This window comes from Clostridium sp. UBA3061 (assembly GCF_002367465.1).
Lineage (GTDB): Bacteria > Bacillota > Clostridia > Clostridiales > Clostridiaceae > Clostridium_J > Clostridium_J sulfidigenes.
Genome location: NZ_DFCF01000007.1, coordinates 59,076 through 76,464, shown reverse-complemented (window position 1 = coordinate 76,464; position 17,389 = coordinate 59,076). Strand labels below are relative to the sequence as shown.

At 30.9% G+C, this 17,389-nt stretch carries 21 protein-coding genes and 1 riboswitch; of the genes, 19 read left to right on the top strand and 2 right to left on the bottom strand.

What is annotated here, in order from left to right:
* Positions 1 to 34 precede the first annotated feature (34 nt).
* From B2P65_RS05795 to B2P65_RS05785, 3 genes are all read left to right on the top strand, one after another.
* Positions 35 to 706, top strand: a complete 672-nt coding sequence (locus B2P65_RS05795) for a hydrolase (RefSeq protein ID WP_346847025.1) — start codon at positions 35 to 37, stop codon at positions 704 to 706.
* A gap of 55 nt (positions 707 to 761) precedes the next feature.
* Positions 762 to 1,292, top strand: coding sequence for a hypothetical protein (locus B2P65_RS05790; protein WP_035129701.1), 531 nt, complete (start codon positions 762 to 764; stop codon positions 1,290 to 1,292).
* A gap of 221 nt (positions 1,293 to 1,513) precedes the next feature.
* Complete coding sequence (locus tag B2P65_RS05785) at positions 1,514 to 2,665, top strand: MGDG synthase family glycosyltransferase (RefSeq protein ID WP_346878049.1); 1,152 nt, start codon at positions 1,514 to 1,516, stop codon at positions 2,663 to 2,665.
* Positions 2,666 to 2,762: 97 nt separating this feature from the next.
* Here the strand turns inward: B2P65_RS05785 and B2P65_RS05780 are convergent, their stop codons facing one another.
* Positions 2,763 to 3,398: a hypothetical protein gene (locus B2P65_RS05780; protein WP_346879763.1), complete on the bottom strand. Its 636-nt coding sequence runs from the start codon at positions 3,396 to 3,398 to the stop codon at positions 2,763 to 2,765.
* Complete coding sequence (locus B2P65_RS05775) at positions 3,395 to 3,661, bottom strand: GIY-YIG nuclease family protein (protein WP_346847028.1); 267 nt, start codon at positions 3,659 to 3,661, stop codon at positions 3,395 to 3,397. The genes B2P65_RS05780 and B2P65_RS05775 overlap by 4 nt, the downstream gene beginning before the upstream one ends.
* Positions 3,662 to 3,865: 204 nt before the next feature.
* A riboswitch (cobalamin riboswitch) is annotated at positions 3,866 to 4,046 on the top strand.
* A 144-nt stretch (positions 4,047 to 4,190) separates the two neighbouring features.
* Between B2P65_RS05775 and B2P65_RS05770 the strand changes: the two genes are divergently transcribed.
* From B2P65_RS05770 to B2P65_RS05695, 16 genes are all read left to right on the top strand, one after another.
* Complete coding sequence (locus tag B2P65_RS05770; RefSeq protein WP_346879762.1) at positions 4,191 to 5,021, top strand: sirohydrochlorin cobaltochelatase; 831 nt, start codon at positions 4,191 to 4,193, stop codon at positions 5,019 to 5,021.
* 11 nt (positions 5,022 to 5,032) lie between these two features.
* Complete coding sequence (locus tag B2P65_RS05765; RefSeq protein ID WP_346847030.1) at positions 5,033 to 6,349, top strand: cobyrinate a,c-diamide synthase; 1,317 nt, start codon at positions 5,033 to 5,035, stop codon at positions 6,347 to 6,349.
* Positions 6,350 to 6,407: 58 nt separating this feature from the next.
* On the top strand, positions 6,408 to 7,034 hold the full coding sequence (locus B2P65_RS05760; protein ID WP_035129691.1) for a precorrin-8X methylmutase: 627 nt from the start codon (positions 6,408 to 6,410) through the stop codon (positions 7,032 to 7,034).
* A gap of 16 nt (positions 7,035 to 7,050) precedes the next feature.
* The gene (cbiD, locus tag B2P65_RS05755) at positions 7,051 to 8,130 is read left to right on the top strand and encodes a cobalt-precorrin-5B (C(1))-methyltransferase CbiD (protein ID WP_346847031.1); all 1,080 of its coding nucleotides are present in this window, start codon (positions 7,051 to 7,053) and stop codon (positions 8,128 to 8,130) included.
* Positions 8,131 to 8,140: 10 nt separating this feature from the next.
* Positions 8,141 to 8,746, top strand: a complete 606-nt coding sequence (gene cbiE / locus B2P65_RS05750) for a precorrin-6y C5,15-methyltransferase (decarboxylating) subunit CbiE (protein WP_346847032.1) — start codon at positions 8,141 to 8,143, stop codon at positions 8,744 to 8,746.
* A complete protein-coding gene (cbiT, locus tag B2P65_RS05745; protein WP_346847033.1) occupies positions 8,747 to 9,310 on the top strand; it encodes a precorrin-6Y C5,15-methyltransferase (decarboxylating) subunit CbiT in 564 nt (187 codons plus the stop codon).
* 104 nt (positions 9,311 to 9,414) lie between these two features.
* Positions 9,415 to 10,080: a cobalt-factor II C(20)-methyltransferase gene (locus B2P65_RS05740; RefSeq protein ID WP_346847034.1), complete on the top strand. Its 666-nt coding sequence runs from the start codon at positions 9,415 to 9,417 to the stop codon at positions 10,078 to 10,080.
* An 11-nt stretch (positions 10,081 to 10,091) separates the two neighbouring features.
* Entirely contained in the window at positions 10,092 to 10,844 is a 753-nt protein-coding gene (gene cobM, locus B2P65_RS05735) for a precorrin-4 C(11)-methyltransferase (RefSeq protein ID WP_346847035.1), read from the top strand.
* A gap of 36 nt (positions 10,845 to 10,880) precedes the next feature.
* Positions 10,881 to 11,876, top strand: a complete 996-nt coding sequence (gene cbiG, locus B2P65_RS05730; RefSeq protein WP_346847036.1) for a cobalt-precorrin 5A hydrolase — start codon at positions 10,881 to 10,883, stop codon at positions 11,874 to 11,876.
* A gap of 16 nt (positions 11,877 to 11,892) precedes the next feature.
* Positions 11,893 to 12,618, top strand: coding sequence for a precorrin-3B C(17)-methyltransferase (gene cobJ, locus B2P65_RS05725; RefSeq protein WP_035129681.1), 726 nt, complete (start codon positions 11,893 to 11,895; stop codon positions 12,616 to 12,618).
* Positions 12,619 to 12,639: 21 nt separating this feature from the next.
* Entirely contained in the window at positions 12,640 to 13,413 is a 774-nt protein-coding gene (locus B2P65_RS05720) for a cobalt-precorrin-6A reductase (protein ID WP_346879761.1), read from the top strand.
* A gap of 235 nt (positions 13,414 to 13,648) precedes the next feature.
* Positions 13,649 to 14,389: an energy-coupling factor ABC transporter permease gene (locus B2P65_RS05715; protein ID WP_346879760.1), complete on the top strand. Its 741-nt coding sequence runs from the start codon at positions 13,649 to 13,651 to the stop codon at positions 14,387 to 14,389.
* A gap of 1 nt (position 14,390) precedes the next feature.
* The gene (locus B2P65_RS05710) at positions 14,391 to 14,702 is read left to right on the top strand and encodes an energy-coupling factor ABC transporter substrate-binding protein (RefSeq protein WP_051823852.1); all 312 of its coding nucleotides are present in this window, start codon (positions 14,391 to 14,393) and stop codon (positions 14,700 to 14,702) included.
* Positions 14,696 to 15,403, top strand: a complete 708-nt coding sequence (locus B2P65_RS05705; RefSeq protein WP_346878052.1) for a CbiQ family ECF transporter T component — start codon at positions 14,696 to 14,698, stop codon at positions 15,401 to 15,403. Before B2P65_RS05710 ends, B2P65_RS05705 begins: the two co-directional genes overlap by 7 nt.
* 440 nt (positions 15,404 to 15,843) lie before the next feature.
* Positions 15,844 to 16,536, top strand: a complete 693-nt coding sequence (locus tag B2P65_RS05700) for a Crp/Fnr family transcriptional regulator (protein ID WP_346878053.1) — start codon at positions 15,844 to 15,846, stop codon at positions 16,534 to 16,536.
* 73 nt (positions 16,537 to 16,609) lie between these two features.
* Complete coding sequence (locus B2P65_RS05695) at positions 16,610 to 17,383, top strand: formate/nitrite transporter family protein (protein ID WP_346878054.1); 774 nt, start codon at positions 16,610 to 16,612, stop codon at positions 17,381 to 17,383.
* The last annotated feature ends 6 nt before the right edge of the window (positions 17,384 to 17,389 follow it).

Here is a 17,389-nt window from a genome sequence, read left to right as displayed (position 1 = left end):
GGACATAGCTTTATATGGTGAAGGGAGAAATTTTATGGAAAAACGTGTGCCAGAATTTAAAGGTTTACTAAGAAGTCATATGATTGAGTTACCTAAGGTTATTAGGGACGCTACTGGAATTGTTATATTTGGGAAAAGAATTAAATCTTTAGTGTTTTCAACTGATGTAGCAGTTATAAGAAATACTAATGCAGATGCTGTTATTGCAGTATATCCATTTACGCCTCAACCCAGAATAACTGAAGCACTATTACTAGCATCAGATATCCCAGTATTTTGTGGGGTAGGTGGATCTATTACTACAGGTAAAAGGGTAATAAATCTAGCATTGGATGCTGAATTTAAGGGAGCTATGGGGGTTGTAGTTAATTCATCTATAGGCAATGATGTTATTGCAGGGATGAGAGAAACTATAGATTTACCAATATTAGTTACCGTTGTTTCAGAAAAAGATGATATAGATGGAAGAATAGCAGCAGGAACAACTATACTTAATGTATCAGGAGCTAAAGAAACTGCGAATATTGTTAGACATATAAGAAGTAAGTACCCAGATGTACCTATTATAGCAACAGGAGGTCCTACAGATGAGAGCATACGTGAAACTATAATTGCTGGGGCTAATGCTATAACATATACACCACAAAGTACTAGTGATATATTAAATGAAATAATGATTAAACATAGAAAAAGATATGAAGACTAATTTCATTCAGAAATGTAATATTTGCAACGAATATTATATTTGAGGTGATTTATTTATGGACAAGGCAACTTGGATGTTAGGAATAATAGTTCCATTAATATCTGCAGCATTTGGTGGAGGTATATCTCTATTAATTATGAGAAAACTAATTATGGAAGAGAGAAAAAAATCTAAGAAAGAACGTGCTATAGATATTAATAACGATAAAATAAAAAGTTATAAGGAGCTATTTGAACTAAATAAAAAAATTAAAGTCTTTGGAGATAAAATTAAAAATAACACAATACCTAATTGGATAAACGTAGAAAGCTATTATAGAGACGAATTTATAATAGAATTTGAAGAGATTATAAATAATTATAAATTTGTAAATGGTTATATTAATGACAAAAAGATAAATGAATATGCACAAAATGTACTTAAGTTATCACAAATTATAGTAGTAGAATTAAAAGATAGAGAAAACTACGGTACTACTTCTGAAAAAGTAGAAACCTGTGTAGATACGTTGATAGAAGTTTTAAATACAATAGAAAAGAACATTTTATCTGTAGTGTTAGAACTATCTATAGAGAAGTATAAGTAATATAAATATTTATAGTGAATATATTTTATTCTAAGACAGTCTTACCATGAATGTATTATCAAATTTGTATTTGATAATAAAAGTATATGAAATGTTTATGATTTTAAATGGATTATGTTAGATTTAATTAATTGGACTAAAGCATAATAGGTGTGGTAAAATAGAATAGTTAAATTTACTACATAAGACCATGTGAAGTAAATAGAGAGAGGATTGTAAATATGAATATTCTTATTTTATCTGCATCTACTGGTGGAGGACATTTAAAAGCATCAAAGGCTTTAGAATCATATATTTTAGAAAATGAGTTAGGTGCTAAAGTAAAAGTAGTGGATACCTTAGAGTATGTTAATCCATTTATAAATAAAATCGTAACTAAGGGATATATAGTACTGGCAAAGTATTTAAATTCCTTATATAAAAATATATATAGTTTAACGGACAAGTCTGGGGTTTTAACATGTTTAGTAACAAAGTTAATTTATTTATTTTCGAAAAAATTAATACCCTTAATAGAAGGATTTGCTCCAGATGTAATCATAACTACTCATCCCTTTCCTACAGAAATGATTTCTATATTAAAGGGAAATAGAAGTATAAAGGTGCCATCAATATGTATAATGACTGATTATGCGCCACATAAAACATGGATAAAACCTAATGTAGATGAATATTGTGTAGCATGTGAAGACATGGTAGAAGGTATGATAGATAGAGGAGTTCCTCCAGAAAAAGTTCATCCTTATGGAATCCCTGTATATGATGGTTTTTTTCATCAAGATGAAGATGATAAAAAAATACTGTTAGATGAGCTGGGATTAAGCGAAAGTAAAATGACCGTGTTAGTCATGGCTGGAAGCTTCGGAGTATATAATATAGAAAAAATCTATAAGAATATAAATAATATTCCTATGGATTTTCAAATTGTAATTCTAACGGGTAATAATAAAAGACTATATAATAAAATTAAGGAACAGATTAAGTTTAGTAAAAAACAGACAAAGCTTATTAAGTTTACCAATGAAGTTCATAGATATATGAACTTAGCAGACGTCTTAATTACTAAACCAGGAGGGCTTACAGTATCAGAAGCATTAGCAGCAAATCTTCCTTTAATTACCTTTGATGCAATACCTGGACAAGAAGAAGCAAATGCAAAGTTTCTATTAGATCATGGCATGTCCATATCTATAGGCAGAGGTGATAATTGTACTGAAGCTATAGAGGCTTTGATTAAGGACAAAAACAAATTAAGAGAGATTAAAGAAAACTGTATGACTTTTGATAAATCAAATTCAACAAATGAGTTACTAGAACTTATAAGAAGATTAATGAAAGAAAATGAAGCTGAATGTAATTCAGAAATTGCATAAAACTTAAATAATTAAGACCAAGGTTTTTAAGACCTTGGTCTTTTAATCTTATGATGGGAATATTTAGAATTTGACTTTATAATACGAGTCTTTAGGTTTATTTATGAGATTTTTTAATGGCATTAATAAATTTATCTAAAAACTTAAATGAACCATTTTTAATGTGTAAAAATCCCATTATAGATAATATAACACCACTTAAAGAACCACTTATCATATCTGTCATAGTATCCGTAAGACTATTAAGTTGAGAATCAAACCCCAATAGTTGATCTCCTGCAAATTCCCAGAACTCCCACAGTGCAGCTCCAGAAACAGTAAAGAGTAATATATACATCCCTATGAATAATGGTGGAAGGGTTTTGATATTATTTTCACCTATAAGAGGTTTTAAAATTATTAAAGATAAAAACCCTAAAAGAGCCCCTGAAGCAAAATGAAGAAATATATCCCACCAAGGTAGTATTGAGTACATATTATACATCCTACCTAAGAGTAGAGCTAAAAATATAAAAAACTGCAATAAAAAGTCAGATAAACTAGATAATTTAACTTTAAATATATATAAAATTATATCTGGTATAAAGGACGTGATAAGAATTAATAGAATGTTGCTGATGTAATTTGAATTATTATCAGTTTTTACAAATGAGTAATAAACAAATAGTATTAATAAAATTGATCTAAATATCCATTTGAAAAATAAAGCAAAAGAAGACTTTGTATTTTTCATTGATTTCCCTCCGTGCTATTTATGATGTTTTCTATAAGAATAAGTTTTTCTGCTCTAGAAAGTTTTTTTATTTCACATTCTCTTTTTAAAGCTGAAGATTTGTCAGGTAAATTTTCATAGTGAACAATTTCTACAGGTAATCTGCATCTGGTGTACTTAGCTCCTTTACCACTATTATGGCATTTAAGCCTTTTGTTTAAATCAGTTGTCCATCCTGTATATAAAGTATTGTCATTACATCTTAATATATAAACAAAAAACATATCTTTACCTCATATAAAATATATTAAAAATTAGAATAATTATTACTGTTGTATAATACTATTTAAATAGTATATCATTATTTTAGCATGAATATATTATACTATTTTATAAATACTAGTATATTCATATTGAATTAAATTAAATCATAGGGTATAATTAAATTGGATTAAAGAGAAATAGTAAATAATATGTTGATTTAAATTGAATAAAGTATAGTTTTAGGTACATTATGTTTAATAGGGAAAGTGGTTAAAGTCCACTACAGCCCCCGCTACTGTGTACGAAGACGAAATCTCATAGAAAAACCACTGGAGTGTATTTCTGGGAAGGTGAGATGGAGGATGATACGTGAGTCAGGAGACCTGCCTAAAGCATAGATATGACACTTCGGAGGGAAGGGAGTTAATAGTTTAGTTTGTATATTTATTACAAATTATAATTCTGTTATGAGTTAAATTGAATTTTAACCTCTACCTTTTGGGTAGAGGTTTTATTTTGCACTAATTTATTAAATTTGGAGGAACTAAAATGAAAAAGGCTATATTAGTAGTAAGTTTTGGTACTACTTATAAGGATACATTAAAATTAACTATAGAAAAAATTGAGGATGAAATAAGAGAAAGATTTAAAGAGTATCATGTTATGAGAGCTTTTACAGCCCATATGATAATTAAGAAAATAAAAAATAGAGATGGAATAATTGTACATACTCCGGAGGAAGCTTTAGAGCAACTATATAAAGAAGGCTATGAAGAAGTTATAGTTCAGCCGCTTCATATAATACCAGGTGAAGAGTTCCAATATGTTAGGTTAGTAGTTGATAAGTTTAGAGAGAGTAATAAATTTAAATCAATAAAAGTAGGTAGACCAGCCCTTCACTTTCAAGGAGGGGAAGAAACACCTAATGATTATGAGGTGTTTATAGATGCTATAAAAGAAATTATACCAAAAGATAAGACCATGGTATTTATGGGACATGGAAGTAATCATCCAGCTAACTCAGCCTTTGTAGCACTTCAAAGCGTATTTACTTACTTAAATTATAATAATGTATACGTTGGAACAGTAGAAGGATATCCTACCGTAGATATGATAGTAGAAATTCTTAAAAGAGAAGGTATTGATCACGTTAAGTTAGCACCACTTATGCTAGTAGCTGGAGACCATGCAACTAATGATATGGCTTCTGATGAAGAAGATTCATGGAAGACTATTTTAGAAGAAGCTGGAATTAAAGTAGACATATATCTTCATGGTTTGGGTGAGATTGAGAAGTTTAGACATATATATGTGAATCATGTACAAGATGTAATAGATAATAAATATCTTCATTTGGGAGATACGAAGAAAACACCATAAAGGAGTAAATTATGAAAAGTATAATAGTTTCTTCAAATAGTAGTGGCGGTGGAAAGACCACTGTTACATTAGCACTTATGAAAACTCTTATAGATAGAGGATATAAGGTTCAAGGATATAAAGTTGGACCTGACTATATAGATCCAGCCTTTCATAGAGAAATAACAGGAGTAGCTACAAGAAACTTAGATTTATTTCTAATGGGAGAACCAGGGGTTAAGGAGAGTTATCTAAGAGGTCAGGGTGATCTAGGAATCATTGAAGGAGTTATGGGACTTTATGATGGAAAAGGTATAGATACTAATTTTTCTACAGCTCATGTATCTAGAACTTTAGATTTGCCTGTGGTATTAGTATTATCTCCTAAAGCTCAATCAGCAACTTTATGTGCTGAAATAGAAGGACTTCGAAATTATGAAAATGTGAACATAGTAGGGATAATACTTAATAATATTAGTGAAAGTTACTATAAACTTTTGAAAAAAGCTATTGAAGTAAATTGCAGCGGGATTAGAGTTTTCGGATACATACCTAAGGATGAGAGGTTAGCTTTAAAAAGTAGGCATTTAGGCCTTGTGCAGAGTAGCGAGGTTGAAGATTTATCAAAGAAGATAGAGTTATGCAGTAGCCTTATGGAAGAGTATGTAGATGTAGATAGCCTTATAGAAGAATTTAAAGCTTCAGATATTCAATCTACTAACAGTGAAGATTTCCACGCTGAAAACAAAGATATAAAGATTGCAGTAGCCTATGATAAAGCCTTTAGTTTTTATTATAAAGAGAATATAGAGCTTTTGGAAGAGGTTGGAACAGTTCAGTATTTTAGCCCCCTAAAAGATAGAGAAGTGCCAAAGGATGTAGATTTTATATATATAGGTGGAGGATACCCAGAAGTATTCAAGGAAGAGTTATCTTCTAATAAATCTATGTTAAATAGTGTTAGAAAAGCCTTAAACAGTGGAGTAAAATGCTATGCAGAATGTGGTGGACTCATGTATCTTACAGAGAGCATAGATGGAGTTGAAACAGTAGGTTTCTTTAATGGAACATCTTATATGACTGGAAAACTTAATAATTTTGGATACGCAACTATAAAGATATCAGAGAAAAATTCTATAGTGCCAAAGGATATGATGATTAATTGTCATGAATTCCATAAATCACTGGTAGATTTAAAAGAAGAAGAAATATATGAATTAGAAAAGAAAGCCTACGATGGAACCACAAAGAAGTGGAAGTGTGGGTATGTAAAAAATAATGTTTTAGCAGCTTATGGACATATACATTTCTTTTCTAATATTGATTTTTTTAATAGCTTAATTAAGTAGATGTAATTTTAAAATAGAGATTTATTAAGGAAGGTTATTTCCTTAAGTAGGAGGAGAAATGGATTATATAAAAATACCAATGGACATAGAAAAGAGAAGTTTTGAAATTATAGGAGAAGAAATGGGACCTCATAATTTCGATGATAGAGAGCTTTCTATAATTAAGAGAGTTATTCATACTACAGCAGATTTTGAATATAAGGATTTAGTTTATATGACAGATGATGCTATAGATACAGCCCTAGAGATTCTAAAAAAGGGAACAACTATATATACAGATACTAATATGGCACTTTCAGGAATAAATAAAAGAGCCTTAGAAAAGTTAAATTGCAGGGTTGTATGTTATGTATCAGAACCAGAAGTTGCAGAGATTGCAAAGGAAAGAGGCATAACTCGTTCTATGGCTGCAGTAGAAAAGGCAGTAGGAGATGGAGTAGAGTTCTTTGTATTTGGAAATGCTCCAACGGCTTTATTCAAACTTAAAGAGTTTATTGAATCAGGAAAGTCTAATTGTAAATTTATTATAGGAGCTCCAATAGGATTCGTAGGAGCAGCTGAATCAAAAGAAGAAATAGAAAAATTAAAAGATATAGATATGATGACAGTTAGAGGAAGAAAGGGCGGAAGTGCAGTAGCAGCAGCTATAGTCAATGCTCTTATGTATATGTTAGTAGAGAGATAATAAAGAAGGTATTAGAATGTTAGACTTATATGTTAACAGTAATGGTAAAAAGTTAAGATGTGGTTATACTACAGGGTCCTGTGCAGCAGCTGCTGCTAAGGCAGCTACTTACATGCTTTTTACTGGTAAAAAAATTAAAGAGATAGAGATTAATACACCAAAGGGAATAATTTTAAACTTAGTAATAGATGAAGTTGTTTTTGGTGATGACTATGTGGAATGTTCCATTATAAAAGATGGTGGAGATGACATAGATGCTACCCACGGATTACCTATATGGGCGAGAGCTGAAAAGGGTGAAGAAAGATATATTTTAAAAGGTGGAAAAGGTGTAGGAGTAGTTAATGGTGAAGGCCTCTATATTGAAAAGGGTGAAGCTGCTATTAATCCAGTACCTAGACTTATGATAGAGCAAGAGGTAAGTAGTGTGCTTCCAGAGGATGAAGGAGTTACTATTACTATATTTGTACCAAGGGGAGAAGAAGTAGCAAAGAAAACCTTTAATCCTAGACTTAATATAGTAGGAGGAATATCCATATTAGGAACTACAGGAATTGTTTATCCTATGTCTGAAGAATCAATTAAAGAATCAATAAAAATTGAGATAACTCAAAAGGCTTTAAAAAATAAGGTTCTTATATTAGCCTTTGGAAACATGGGAGAAAAGGTTGCAGAATCTATGGGATATTCTATAGATCAAGTGGCTATAATATCAAACTTTGTTGGATTTGCTATAGAATGTTGTGTTAGCTGTGGAGTTAAAGAGATAATTATAATAGGTCATATAGGTAAGATATGTAAGATATCTGCTGGTAGCTTTAACACTCACAGTAGAGTATGTGATGTAAGACTAGAAGTAATAGCATTAGAATTAGCATTAGCAGGAGCTCCACATGACTTAGTTAGAAGTATATATAATGAAAAGACTACAGAGGGTGCTATAAAAGCTTTAAAGGGTGAATATAGTGAGATATATAAAACTATTGTAGATAAAGTGAAGAAAAGAATGGAGCTTTATAGCTATGGTGAACTTAAATGTGATGTAGTTATGTATTGGGGTGCAACTAATCCTAAGATATTAGCTACAACATTATAGAGGTGGAAAGATGATTTATGTAGTAGGACTTGGTCCAGGAAGTAAGGAGTATATACTTCCTAAGGCTGTTGAAACTTTAGAAAATAGTGATATGTTAGTAGGATTTTCTAGAGCTTTGGAAAGTGTAAATTTTATAAATACTGAAAGAGTGGCAGTTAAGTCTTTATCAGATATTTTGAAGATAGTAGAAGATAATAAGAGCAAGAAAATATCTATAATTGCATCGGGAGACCCATGTTTTTATGGAGTTACTGATTATATAAAGAGAAATATAAAAGAGGAGCCTATAGAGATAATACCAGGACTTAGCTCTTTTCAATATCTAATGAGCAAGATAGGGAAGAGTTGGAATGGAAAATTTTTAGGCAGTGTCCATGGAAGAGAAGAAGATTTTTTAACTGTTGTTAAAGAAAATAGCATGTGTATATTCTTAACAGATAGTAAAAATTCACCTAAGGTTTTAGCAAATAAACTGTTTATAGAAAATATAAGTTGTAATATATGGGTAGGAGAAAATTTATCCTATGAAGATGAGAAAATAACAGTAGGTACACCAGAAGAGATAATGGAGAAGGAATTTTCTTCATTAAGTGTCTTTGTAGTGGAGGAAGTTTAAATGAAATATATAAAAGATGAAGAGTTTATAAGAGGAAACTGTCCTATGACAAAGGAAGAAGTTAGAATTCTAAGTGTAGCAAAACTTAATTTAGAGGAAAATTCTAAACTTCTAGATGTAGGAGCTGGAACTGGTTCCATATCAATTCAAGGAAGTAAGATTTGCACTTCTGGTAGTGTTGTTGCAATAGAGAGAGATGAAGAAGCCTTAGAGGTAATCTATAAAAATAAAGATAAGTTTAATTGTGATAATTTAGAGATTATAGAAGGTGAAGCTTTAGAAGCTTTAGACTCTATTAAGGAAAAGTTTAATAGTATCTTTATTGGAGGTAGTGGTGGAAATCTTGAAAAAATAATTGAGAAATGCCATAACCTTCTTGAAGATGATGGAGTAATGGTTTTAAATTTTATAACCATTGATAATGTATATAAAGCAATGAGTACTTTAAAAGAATTAAACATGAAAATTAGCTGTACTCAAGTTGGCGTAAGTAAAACAAGAGGCCAAAGTTATATGTTATTTGGATATAATCCAATTTTTATTGTAGAGGCTTATAAGAATTAGAAATATTGTAATGTAGTAGGTTTGTAGTACAAGGAAATACAGCAATAGAAAATAGTTAAGAATTGAAAATATTGTTTTATAGTAGAAATAGAGGAGTGAAATAGATGGCAAAGTTATATGGAGTTGGAGTAGGACCAGGAGATAAAGAGCTATTAACCTTAAAGGCGGTTAAAACTATAGAAATGTGTGAAGTAATTGTTTCACCAAGTGCTATGAAAGGTGGGAAAAGTATAGCTTTAGGCATTGCAGAGGACTTTATATCAGAGGATAAAGAAATTATGATAAAGCAATTTCCAATGGGTGGAGAAGACCAAGAAGAAAAAATCTATGAAGCCTTTAAAGCTATAGAAGAGAAGCTTAAGGAAGGAAAGAATGTAGCCTTCTTAACTTTAGGAGATCCTTTTGTTTATAGTACATATATATATTTACTAAAGTATATAGAAGAGCATGGCTTTGAAGTTGAAACAATTCCAGGGATAACTTCCTTCTGTGCTAGTGCTAGTCTTGCGCAAAAACCATTAGTTATAGGTGATGAACCATTACTTATTACCCCAGCTAGCAGAGTTTCGGATATAAAGGATGAAAAGTATGTAGTTATAATGAAGGTCTATAAAAGAGAAGAAGAAGTATTAGACGTTCTTGATGAAAAAGGCTTTAACTATGTATATATAAAAAAAGCTGGAAGAGAAGGGCAAGAGATTTTACATAAGAGAGAAGATATTTTAGATAATAAAGAATACATGTCACTTATAATAGCAAATAGAGATTAGGAGGAAGAAGAATGGTTTATTTTATAGGAGCAGGTCCAGGAGATGCAGAGTTAATCACAGTAAAGGGAAGAGATACACTGACAAAAGCAGATGTAGTTATATATGCAGGCTCTCTTGTAAGCAAGGAGCATATGAATTATTGTAAGGCTGGATGTGAAATACATAATTCAGCATCTATGACTTTAGAACAAGTTATAGAAGTTATGAATAGGGCTGAAAAAGAAAACAAAATGGTAGTAAGACTTCATACAGGTGATCCAGCTATCTATGGAGCTATCAAAGAACAAATGGATGAACTTGATAAATTAAATATTCAGTACAAGGTAATTCCAGGAGTTAGTTCATTTACAGCAGCAGCATCTGTAATAAAAAAGGAATTTACACTTCCATCAGTAACTCAAACTGTAATATTAACTAGAGTTGAGGGAAGAACTCCAGTACCAGAAACTGAAAGCTTAGAAAAACTTGCATCAATTGGTGCATCTATGGCTATATTCCTTTCTATTAGCATGATAGATAAGGTAGTTGCAAAGCTAAGAAAAGGTTATGGAAGGAATGTTAATATAGCTGTAGTTGAAAGAGCTACTTGGGAAGATGAAAGAGCTATAATTGGAACTTTAGATGATATAGCAGAAAAGGTTAAAGAAGCAGGAATCACTAAATGTGCTCAAATATTAGTAGGGGACTTTATAAATTGCGATTATGATAAGAGTCTTCTATATGATAAATCCTTTACTCATATGTTTAGAGAAGGACAAAAATAATTCTTAGAATGTACAATTCTAGAAAGTAGGAGAGTTATGAAGTTAGCAGCGGTGTCTGTAACAAGACAAGGAGATAATATTGCAAAAAAACTAAGTGAAACTTTAGAGCTTAAGCTTTACTCTAGTTATAATAACAAAAACTTCAAACTAAAATCTGTATGTGAAGAGCTTATGAATACTGTAGATGGAATAATTTTTATCTCATCTACAGGCATTGCAGTAAGAGGAATAGCACCTTTTCTAAAGGGAAAGGATAAGGACCCGGCAGTGGTAGTAGTAGACTGTGAAAGTAGATTCGCCATAAGTCTTGCAGGAGGACATCTTGGAGGAGCTAATGAACTTGCTTTAAAAGTGTCAGAAATTCTTAAGGCTACACCAGTTATAACTACAGCCACAGATACCATGGGAATAGATGCTCCAGATATGATTGCTAAGAATAATAACCTGATTATAGATGATATGAAAATAGCTAAAGATATAGCTGCCAAATTAGTTGATAAAGCTAAGGTTGGTTTTTTAGATGATGAAGGCCAAATAAAAATGCCAAAGGGATATGTAATTCCTGAAGGAGATATTAAGGGTATGGTTACAGTATCTAATAAAATAGATGTGGATAACTTGCCACCTGTTGAAGGCTTGATTCACCTTAAGCTCATAAGGCGAAACATCATATTAGGTATGGGATGTAGAAAAGATGTGGATAAGGACAAAGTTAAAAACTTTGTTGTGGATACTTTAAAGAAATATAATATAGATTTAAGAGCCATAAAAACTATTTCTACAGTGGAAGTTAAAAAGAATGAAGGAGCATTAATTGCTTTAAGTGAATTTTTAAACTGTCACATGGAGATTCATTCTTTAAAAGAAATAGAAAGCATAGAACATAAATATAATGGTAGTGATTTTGTTAAGAAATCTATAGGTGTGAGAGCGGTATGTGAGCCTTGTGTTGAATTAGCAGGGGGAGAGTTACTTACAGATAAAATTAGTTTTGAAGGTATAACCCTTTGTATTGGAAAGTTAGTCTACTGATAATGGAGGAAAAATAATGGGAAAATTATATGTAGTAGGAATCGGTCCAGGAGGACTTGATTACATGACAATTAAAGCTGTAAAGGCTATAGAAGAAAGTGATATAGTAGTAGGATACACAAAGTATATAGAAATGATAAAGCCACTTTTAGATGGTAAGAAAGTTTATTCTACAGGAATGATGGGTGAAGAGGCAAGATGCCAGGAAGCTTTAAGATTAACTAGTGAAGGAACGGTAGCTGTAGTAAGTACAGGAGATGCTGGAATCTATGGTATGGCTGGGTTAATTCTTGAAATGAAAAAGGATGAAGAAGTAGAGGTAATCCCAGGGGTTACAGCATCATCTTCAGCAGGATCAATAGTTGGAGCTCCACTTATGCATGATAACTGCAACATAAGCTTAAGTGATTTAATGACTCCATATGAAGATATAAAGAAGAGAGTTAAGCTTGCAGCAGAAGGAGATTTTATAATATCTCTTTATAATCCAAAGAGTAAGGGAAGACCTCATTACTTAAGAGAAGCTATAGATATAATAAAGGAATATAGAAATGAAGATACACCAGTTGCTATTGTTAAGCATGCATTAAGAGAAGGTCAAGAAGCTACAGTTTGCACTATAGGAACCTTTGATGATTCTATAGTAGATATGATGACTATGGTTATTATAGGAAATACTAAGAGTTATATAAAAGATGGATTATTTATAACTCCAAGAGGATATAAATTAGAAAACAAGTAGACATTAAGGGGGAGAATTACAATGATAGCTTTAATAGTAGGTACATCAGAGGGAAAGGTAATTCTTTCCCATCTAAATAAATATACAGATAACATTTTAGTATCCACAGCTACAACCTATGGTGGAGAGCTTTTAGTGGATTATAAATATAAAATATTAAATGATAAACCTTTAGTTTATGAAGAGTTAAAAGCATTATTTATGAAAAGTGGTGTAAGGGTAATTGTAGATGCATCTCATCCCTATGCAGTTCTAATAAGTGGAACAGCTATGAAGATAGCAAAGGATATGGGAATTGAGTATGTAAGGTATGAAAGACAAAGTACTTTAGATACGTTACCTAAAAATGATTTGATAATAGAGGTGCCGACCTATGAAGAATTAGGAGAAGCCCTAAAAGATATAGATGGATGTATTTTAAATACTACAGGAAGTAGAAATATAGATAAGATATTAGATTTAAAACTTGAAAATAGAATAGTTCATAGAGTTCTACCTTCTTTAAAAGTTATGGAGGAAGTATTTGCGTTAGGTGTTAGAGTAGAGGATTTGATATTCATAAAAGGACCTATAGGCTATGAACTAAATAAAGCCTTTATAAAAGAATATGATGGCAAGGCTTTAATAACAAAGGATAGTGGTCCACAAGGTGGAACTTATGAAAAAATGAAGGCTGCCATAGACATGGGAATTAAAGTTTTTGTAGTAGAAAGAAAGACCATGGATTACGGCATTGTCTTTAATGATGAAGAAAAATTAAGTCACTATATCTGTAGCAACCAAGAAAACTATTAGTAACATTTCAAAGTGTAATAAAAGACTCGGGTGACGGTGGGAGTAACTTTTATTATACAAAACAAAAAGTTATGTTATAGATTATATACTAATATATTTAAAGTGCACGTTAAGTATATTCTTTATAATCACATTATTTAGCTACAGTTAAGTATATAGGAATTTAAATATAAGCATTGCTAGCGGTATTATATTTAAATTAAATCATTTTTACTAAATATAAGGGGGAAAAATTATGAATAAATCAAGTATTACTAAAAAATCATTTGTATTTATATGGGCATTAGCACTATTCTTTACAGTGCCTAAATTAGCTTATGGTATGCATATTGCAGAAGGGTTTTTACCAATGGCTTGGTGTGCGTTTTATTTTGTAGCATGCATTCCATTTGTAGCATTAGGAATTAGAGATATAAGAAAAAAAACTATGAGTAGCAAGGATTTAAAAATGCTTTTAGCATTGATTGGAGCTTTTGCTTTTGTATTATCAGCAATGAAACTACCGTCTGTTACAGGAAGTTCATCACATCCAACAGGTACAGGTCTTGGAGCAATGATATTTGGACCATTTGCTATGTCTGTGGTTTCTATAGTAGTTCTTTTATTCCAAGCACTTTTCTTAGCTCATGGAGGATTAACAACTTTAGGAGCTAACGTTTTATCAATGGGTATTGCAGGACCAATAGTAGCCTTTGCAATTTATAAGGTATTTAAAAATAAAAATAAAAAATTAGCAATATTCCTTGGTGCAACTTTAGGGGACTTAGCAACATACCTAGTTACATCCATTCAACTTGGACTTGCATTCCCAGCTACTACAGGTGGATTTGCAGCGGCATTTATAAAGTTTGTATCAATATTTGCTATAACTCAAGTTCCACTTGCTGTAGTAGAAGGAATAATAACTGTTATGATATTTGACTTTATAGAAAAACATGCCTCTGAGGAGTTATTAGAAGTTGGAGGTGTAAGATAATATGAAAAAAAATATAGGATTAATTTTATTATGTATAGCAATTGTGGTAGGATCTTTATTCTTAGGTAGAAATGGTGAATTTAATGGTGCCGATGGAGAAATTGAAGTTAAAATCCAAGAATTAAATGGAGATTATGAACCTTGGGCAGCTCCTATGTGGGAGCCACCATCAGGAGAAATTGAAAGCTTCCTTTTCTGTTTACAAGCAGCAATTGGGGCTGGATTCATAGGATACTACATTGGTGTTAAAAAAGGAGCTTCAAAGAACAAAGGAGCTAAGACTAATGTAGGTGGAAAAGTGAAAGAATGTTAAGGACAGTACTTTCATATTCAAAGCTAAGTAAATTAGCAAATATTCATCCTATAGAGAAAATAATTTTATGTATATTACCAATAATAGCACTTAGTTTTAGTACTAGGTGCTATCCTTTGGTTATAAATATAATTTTTTTTCTTGTACTTCATATTGTTTATAAGAACCCTATGCATATAGTAAAACACTTTATAGAGGCAACTTTTTTATTTGCTTTAGTTTCTTCTATAACCTTTGTATTTGATTATGGATGGTATAGTACTTTAATACTTATATTAAAGGCGGTGTCTGGGGGGATATCCGTTAGTTTTTTAACTTTAACTACACCTACAGATCATGTATTTTATATATTCTCTAAGATAAGTTGGCTTAGAGATATTTGTGATATAGGAAAATCTATGGAGAGATTTTTAATACTTATAGATGATGAATTTCAAACATTACGAAAGAGTATGTTATGTAGAGGTGCCTTTGGTGGTTTTAAGAATAAAGTTAAGGATTCAGGAAGTCTTGCTGCTTTACTCTTTATTAATACTTTAAAACGTTGGAAAGAAATTAAGGATGGAATTAATAGTAGAGGCTATAGAGGAAATATTTATTATGGCTTTGAAGAGTTCCATTTGTCATATAAAAGAGTAGCTATAATAGTAGGATATATTACATTTCTTATTATTTTGGTGAGTATACCTAAGTGGTTTTAGAAGCTGGGTATACTTTTTATTTTTTTAGATAACTCTCTTAATTTAATATAGAATTTTGTAGTGTATATGGTTAAAGATATATACTATATAATACAGACTGTTAAAAATATAAATTAAAGTATAGAACTTAAAAGGACAAAAAATAGGGAAAATCCTCCTGAAGTAAATAGAAGGAAATTTCCTATATAAGATAAATATAAAAGATTAAGGATTTAATAATAATTGATAACTATTATCAATAAATTCATATTACTATAATATTTTACATATGTCAATATAATTGAAAATAATTTTCAATTAAAAGTTAATGTATTTAGTAAACATATTTGTTAATATATAATTAAGTGGAGACTTGTAATACATTTACATAAATAAATCTTGAAAAACATGTGGGATATGGATAATAAATTAATTAAAAAATGATTGGGGTAATTTAGAAAATGAGATATGTTAATTTAGAAGAATTGAAAGAGCTCCCAGGTTTTAATAACATAGATGAAAATACTTTAAGAAAGTTATCTAATATTACTAGAGTCACTAGGTATGAAAAGGGGAAGGTACTATTTAGAGATAAGGATATTGTAGATAATATCTACATAGTATTAAAGGGAAAAGTATCACTATATAAGTTCAATGAAAAGGGTCAAAAAAAGGTTATATTTATATTGGGGCTAGGTGATCTTATAAATGAAGTTATATTACAAAGTTCTACTGCATCTATAAATTGTGAAACCATAGAGGACTCTCAAATAATGTATTGTAACACTATGGAGCTTTTACAAGTCATGGAATCAGACTTTGAGTTTACAAAAATGGTACTGTCATCTTTATCTTTAAAAGTAAGAAGAATGTATAGACAATTTAAAAATACTACTGGAGTTTTAAATATGGGAAAGAGAGTTGCATCAAAGCTTTGGAAACTAGGTAGGGATTATGGGGTAGCTGATGACAATGGTATATTAATAGATATGGAGATTAGTATAACCTATCTAGCAGACTTATTTGGAGCACAAAGGGAGACCATATCAAGGGCATGTAAAGAACTTAATGAATTGGGATTAATTGAATACAATAATAAAAAATTTATAATAAAAAATAAAGAAAAACTTTTAGAATATTTTAAAGCACCGTGATTTTTATCACGGTGCTTTAAATTTTATAAGCCTATAATGAAGCTATAATTATAAAAGAGGGAAGGGATTTATTATGGTTTGTGGAGATTTTAACAAAGTATGTGCAGCTGGTAAAACAAAGATGCAATTGTTAAATGAAAACCCTATAGGATATTTTATTTCTTCTATGTTGGCGGGATTATTTATAGGATTAGGTTCTATTCTTATCTTTACCATAGGAGGTCAACTGACATCAGCAGGTTCAGGTGCTGTAAAGATTGTTATGGGATTAGCTTTTGGTGGAGCATTGAGTCTAGTTATAATGGCAGGGGGGGAATTATTTACAGGAAATAACTTTGTACTAGCATCAGCATCCCTAAATAAGGATGTACCATGGGAAGGTACTATGAAGTTATGGGTAGTATGTTTTTTAGGAAATCTACTAGGTTCAATTATAGCAGGAGTAATGTTTAAATTATCAGGTTTAGCTACAGGTAGTGTCGGTGAATACATTGCAAAGGCATCAGAAATAAAAATGACAATACCACTTATACCACTATTTTTCCGTGGAGTATTTTGCAATATATTAGTGTGTTTAGCAGTTTGGTGTGGATTTAAATGCAAAGAAGAAGTAGCAAAATTAATTATGATATTTTGGTGCTTATTTATTTTTATTACAGTAGGATTTGAGCACAGTATCGCTAATATGACAGTATTAACAATAGGTTTATTATCACCTTTTGATGCTTATGTCACCATAGGTGGATATATATATAATATTTTAGTTGTAACACTTGGTAATATGGTTGGAGGTATTTTCTTCGTAGCTCTTCCATACTACATTATATCAAGAAAAAAAGTAAATTAGAGGTGA

Bases quoted from the DNA above. Each gene is read 5' to 3' on its own strand.
- B2P65_RS05795 (WP_346847025.1), top strand. From the start codon at position 35: ATGGAAAAACGTGTGCCAGAATTTAAAGGTTTACTAAGAAGTCATATG.
- B2P65_RS05790 (WP_035129701.1), top strand. From the start codon at position 762: ATGGACAAGGCAACTTGGATGTTAGGAATAATAGTTCCATTAATATCT.
- B2P65_RS05785 (WP_346878049.1), top strand. From the start codon at position 1,514: ATGAATATTCTTATTTTATCTGCATCTACTGGTGGAGGACATTTAAAA.
- B2P65_RS05780 (WP_346879763.1), bottom strand. From the start codon at position 3,398: ATGAAAAATACAAAGTCTTCTTTTGCTTTATTTTTCAAATGGATATTT.
- B2P65_RS05775 (WP_346847028.1), bottom strand. From the start codon at position 3,661: ATGTTTTTTGTTTATATATTAAGATGTAATGACAATACTTTATATACA.
- B2P65_RS05770 (WP_346879762.1), top strand. From the start codon at position 4,191: ATGAAAAAGGCTATATTAGTAGTAAGTTTTGGTACTACTTATAAGGAT.
- B2P65_RS05765 (WP_346847030.1), top strand. From the start codon at position 5,033: ATGAAAAGTATAATAGTTTCTTCAAATAGTAGTGGCGGTGGAAAGACC.
- B2P65_RS05760 (WP_035129691.1), top strand. From the start codon at position 6,408: ATGGATTATATAAAAATACCAATGGACATAGAAAAGAGAAGTTTTGAA.
- cbiD (WP_346847031.1), top strand. From the start codon at position 7,051: ATGTTAGACTTATATGTTAACAGTAATGGTAAAAAGTTAAGATGTGGT.
- cbiE (WP_346847032.1), top strand. From the start codon at position 8,141: ATGATTTATGTAGTAGGACTTGGTCCAGGAAGTAAGGAGTATATACTT.
- cbiT (WP_346847033.1), top strand. From the start codon at position 8,747: ATGAAATATATAAAAGATGAAGAGTTTATAAGAGGAAACTGTCCTATG.
- B2P65_RS05740 (WP_346847034.1), top strand. From the start codon at position 9,415: ATGGCAAAGTTATATGGAGTTGGAGTAGGACCAGGAGATAAAGAGCTA.
- cobM (WP_346847035.1), top strand. From the start codon at position 10,092: ATGGTTTATTTTATAGGAGCAGGTCCAGGAGATGCAGAGTTAATCACA.
- cbiG (WP_346847036.1), top strand. From the start codon at position 10,881: ATGAAGTTAGCAGCGGTGTCTGTAACAAGACAAGGAGATAATATTGCA.
- cobJ (WP_035129681.1), top strand. From the start codon at position 11,893: ATGGGAAAATTATATGTAGTAGGAATCGGTCCAGGAGGACTTGATTAC.
- B2P65_RS05720 (WP_346879761.1), top strand. From the start codon at position 12,640: ATGATAGCTTTAATAGTAGGTACATCAGAGGGAAAGGTAATTCTTTCC.
- B2P65_RS05715 (WP_346879760.1), top strand. From the start codon at position 13,649: ATGAATAAATCAAGTATTACTAAAAAATCATTTGTATTTATATGGGCA.
- B2P65_RS05710 (WP_051823852.1), top strand. From the start codon at position 14,391: ATGAAAAAAAATATAGGATTAATTTTATTATGTATAGCAATTGTGGTA.
- B2P65_RS05705 (WP_346878052.1), top strand. From the start codon at position 14,696: ATGTTAAGGACAGTACTTTCATATTCAAAGCTAAGTAAATTAGCAAAT.
- B2P65_RS05700 (WP_346878053.1), top strand. From the start codon at position 15,844: ATGAGATATGTTAATTTAGAAGAATTGAAAGAGCTCCCAGGTTTTAAT.
- B2P65_RS05695 (WP_346878054.1), top strand. From the start codon at position 16,610: ATGGTTTGTGGAGATTTTAACAAAGTATGTGCAGCTGGTAAAACAAAG.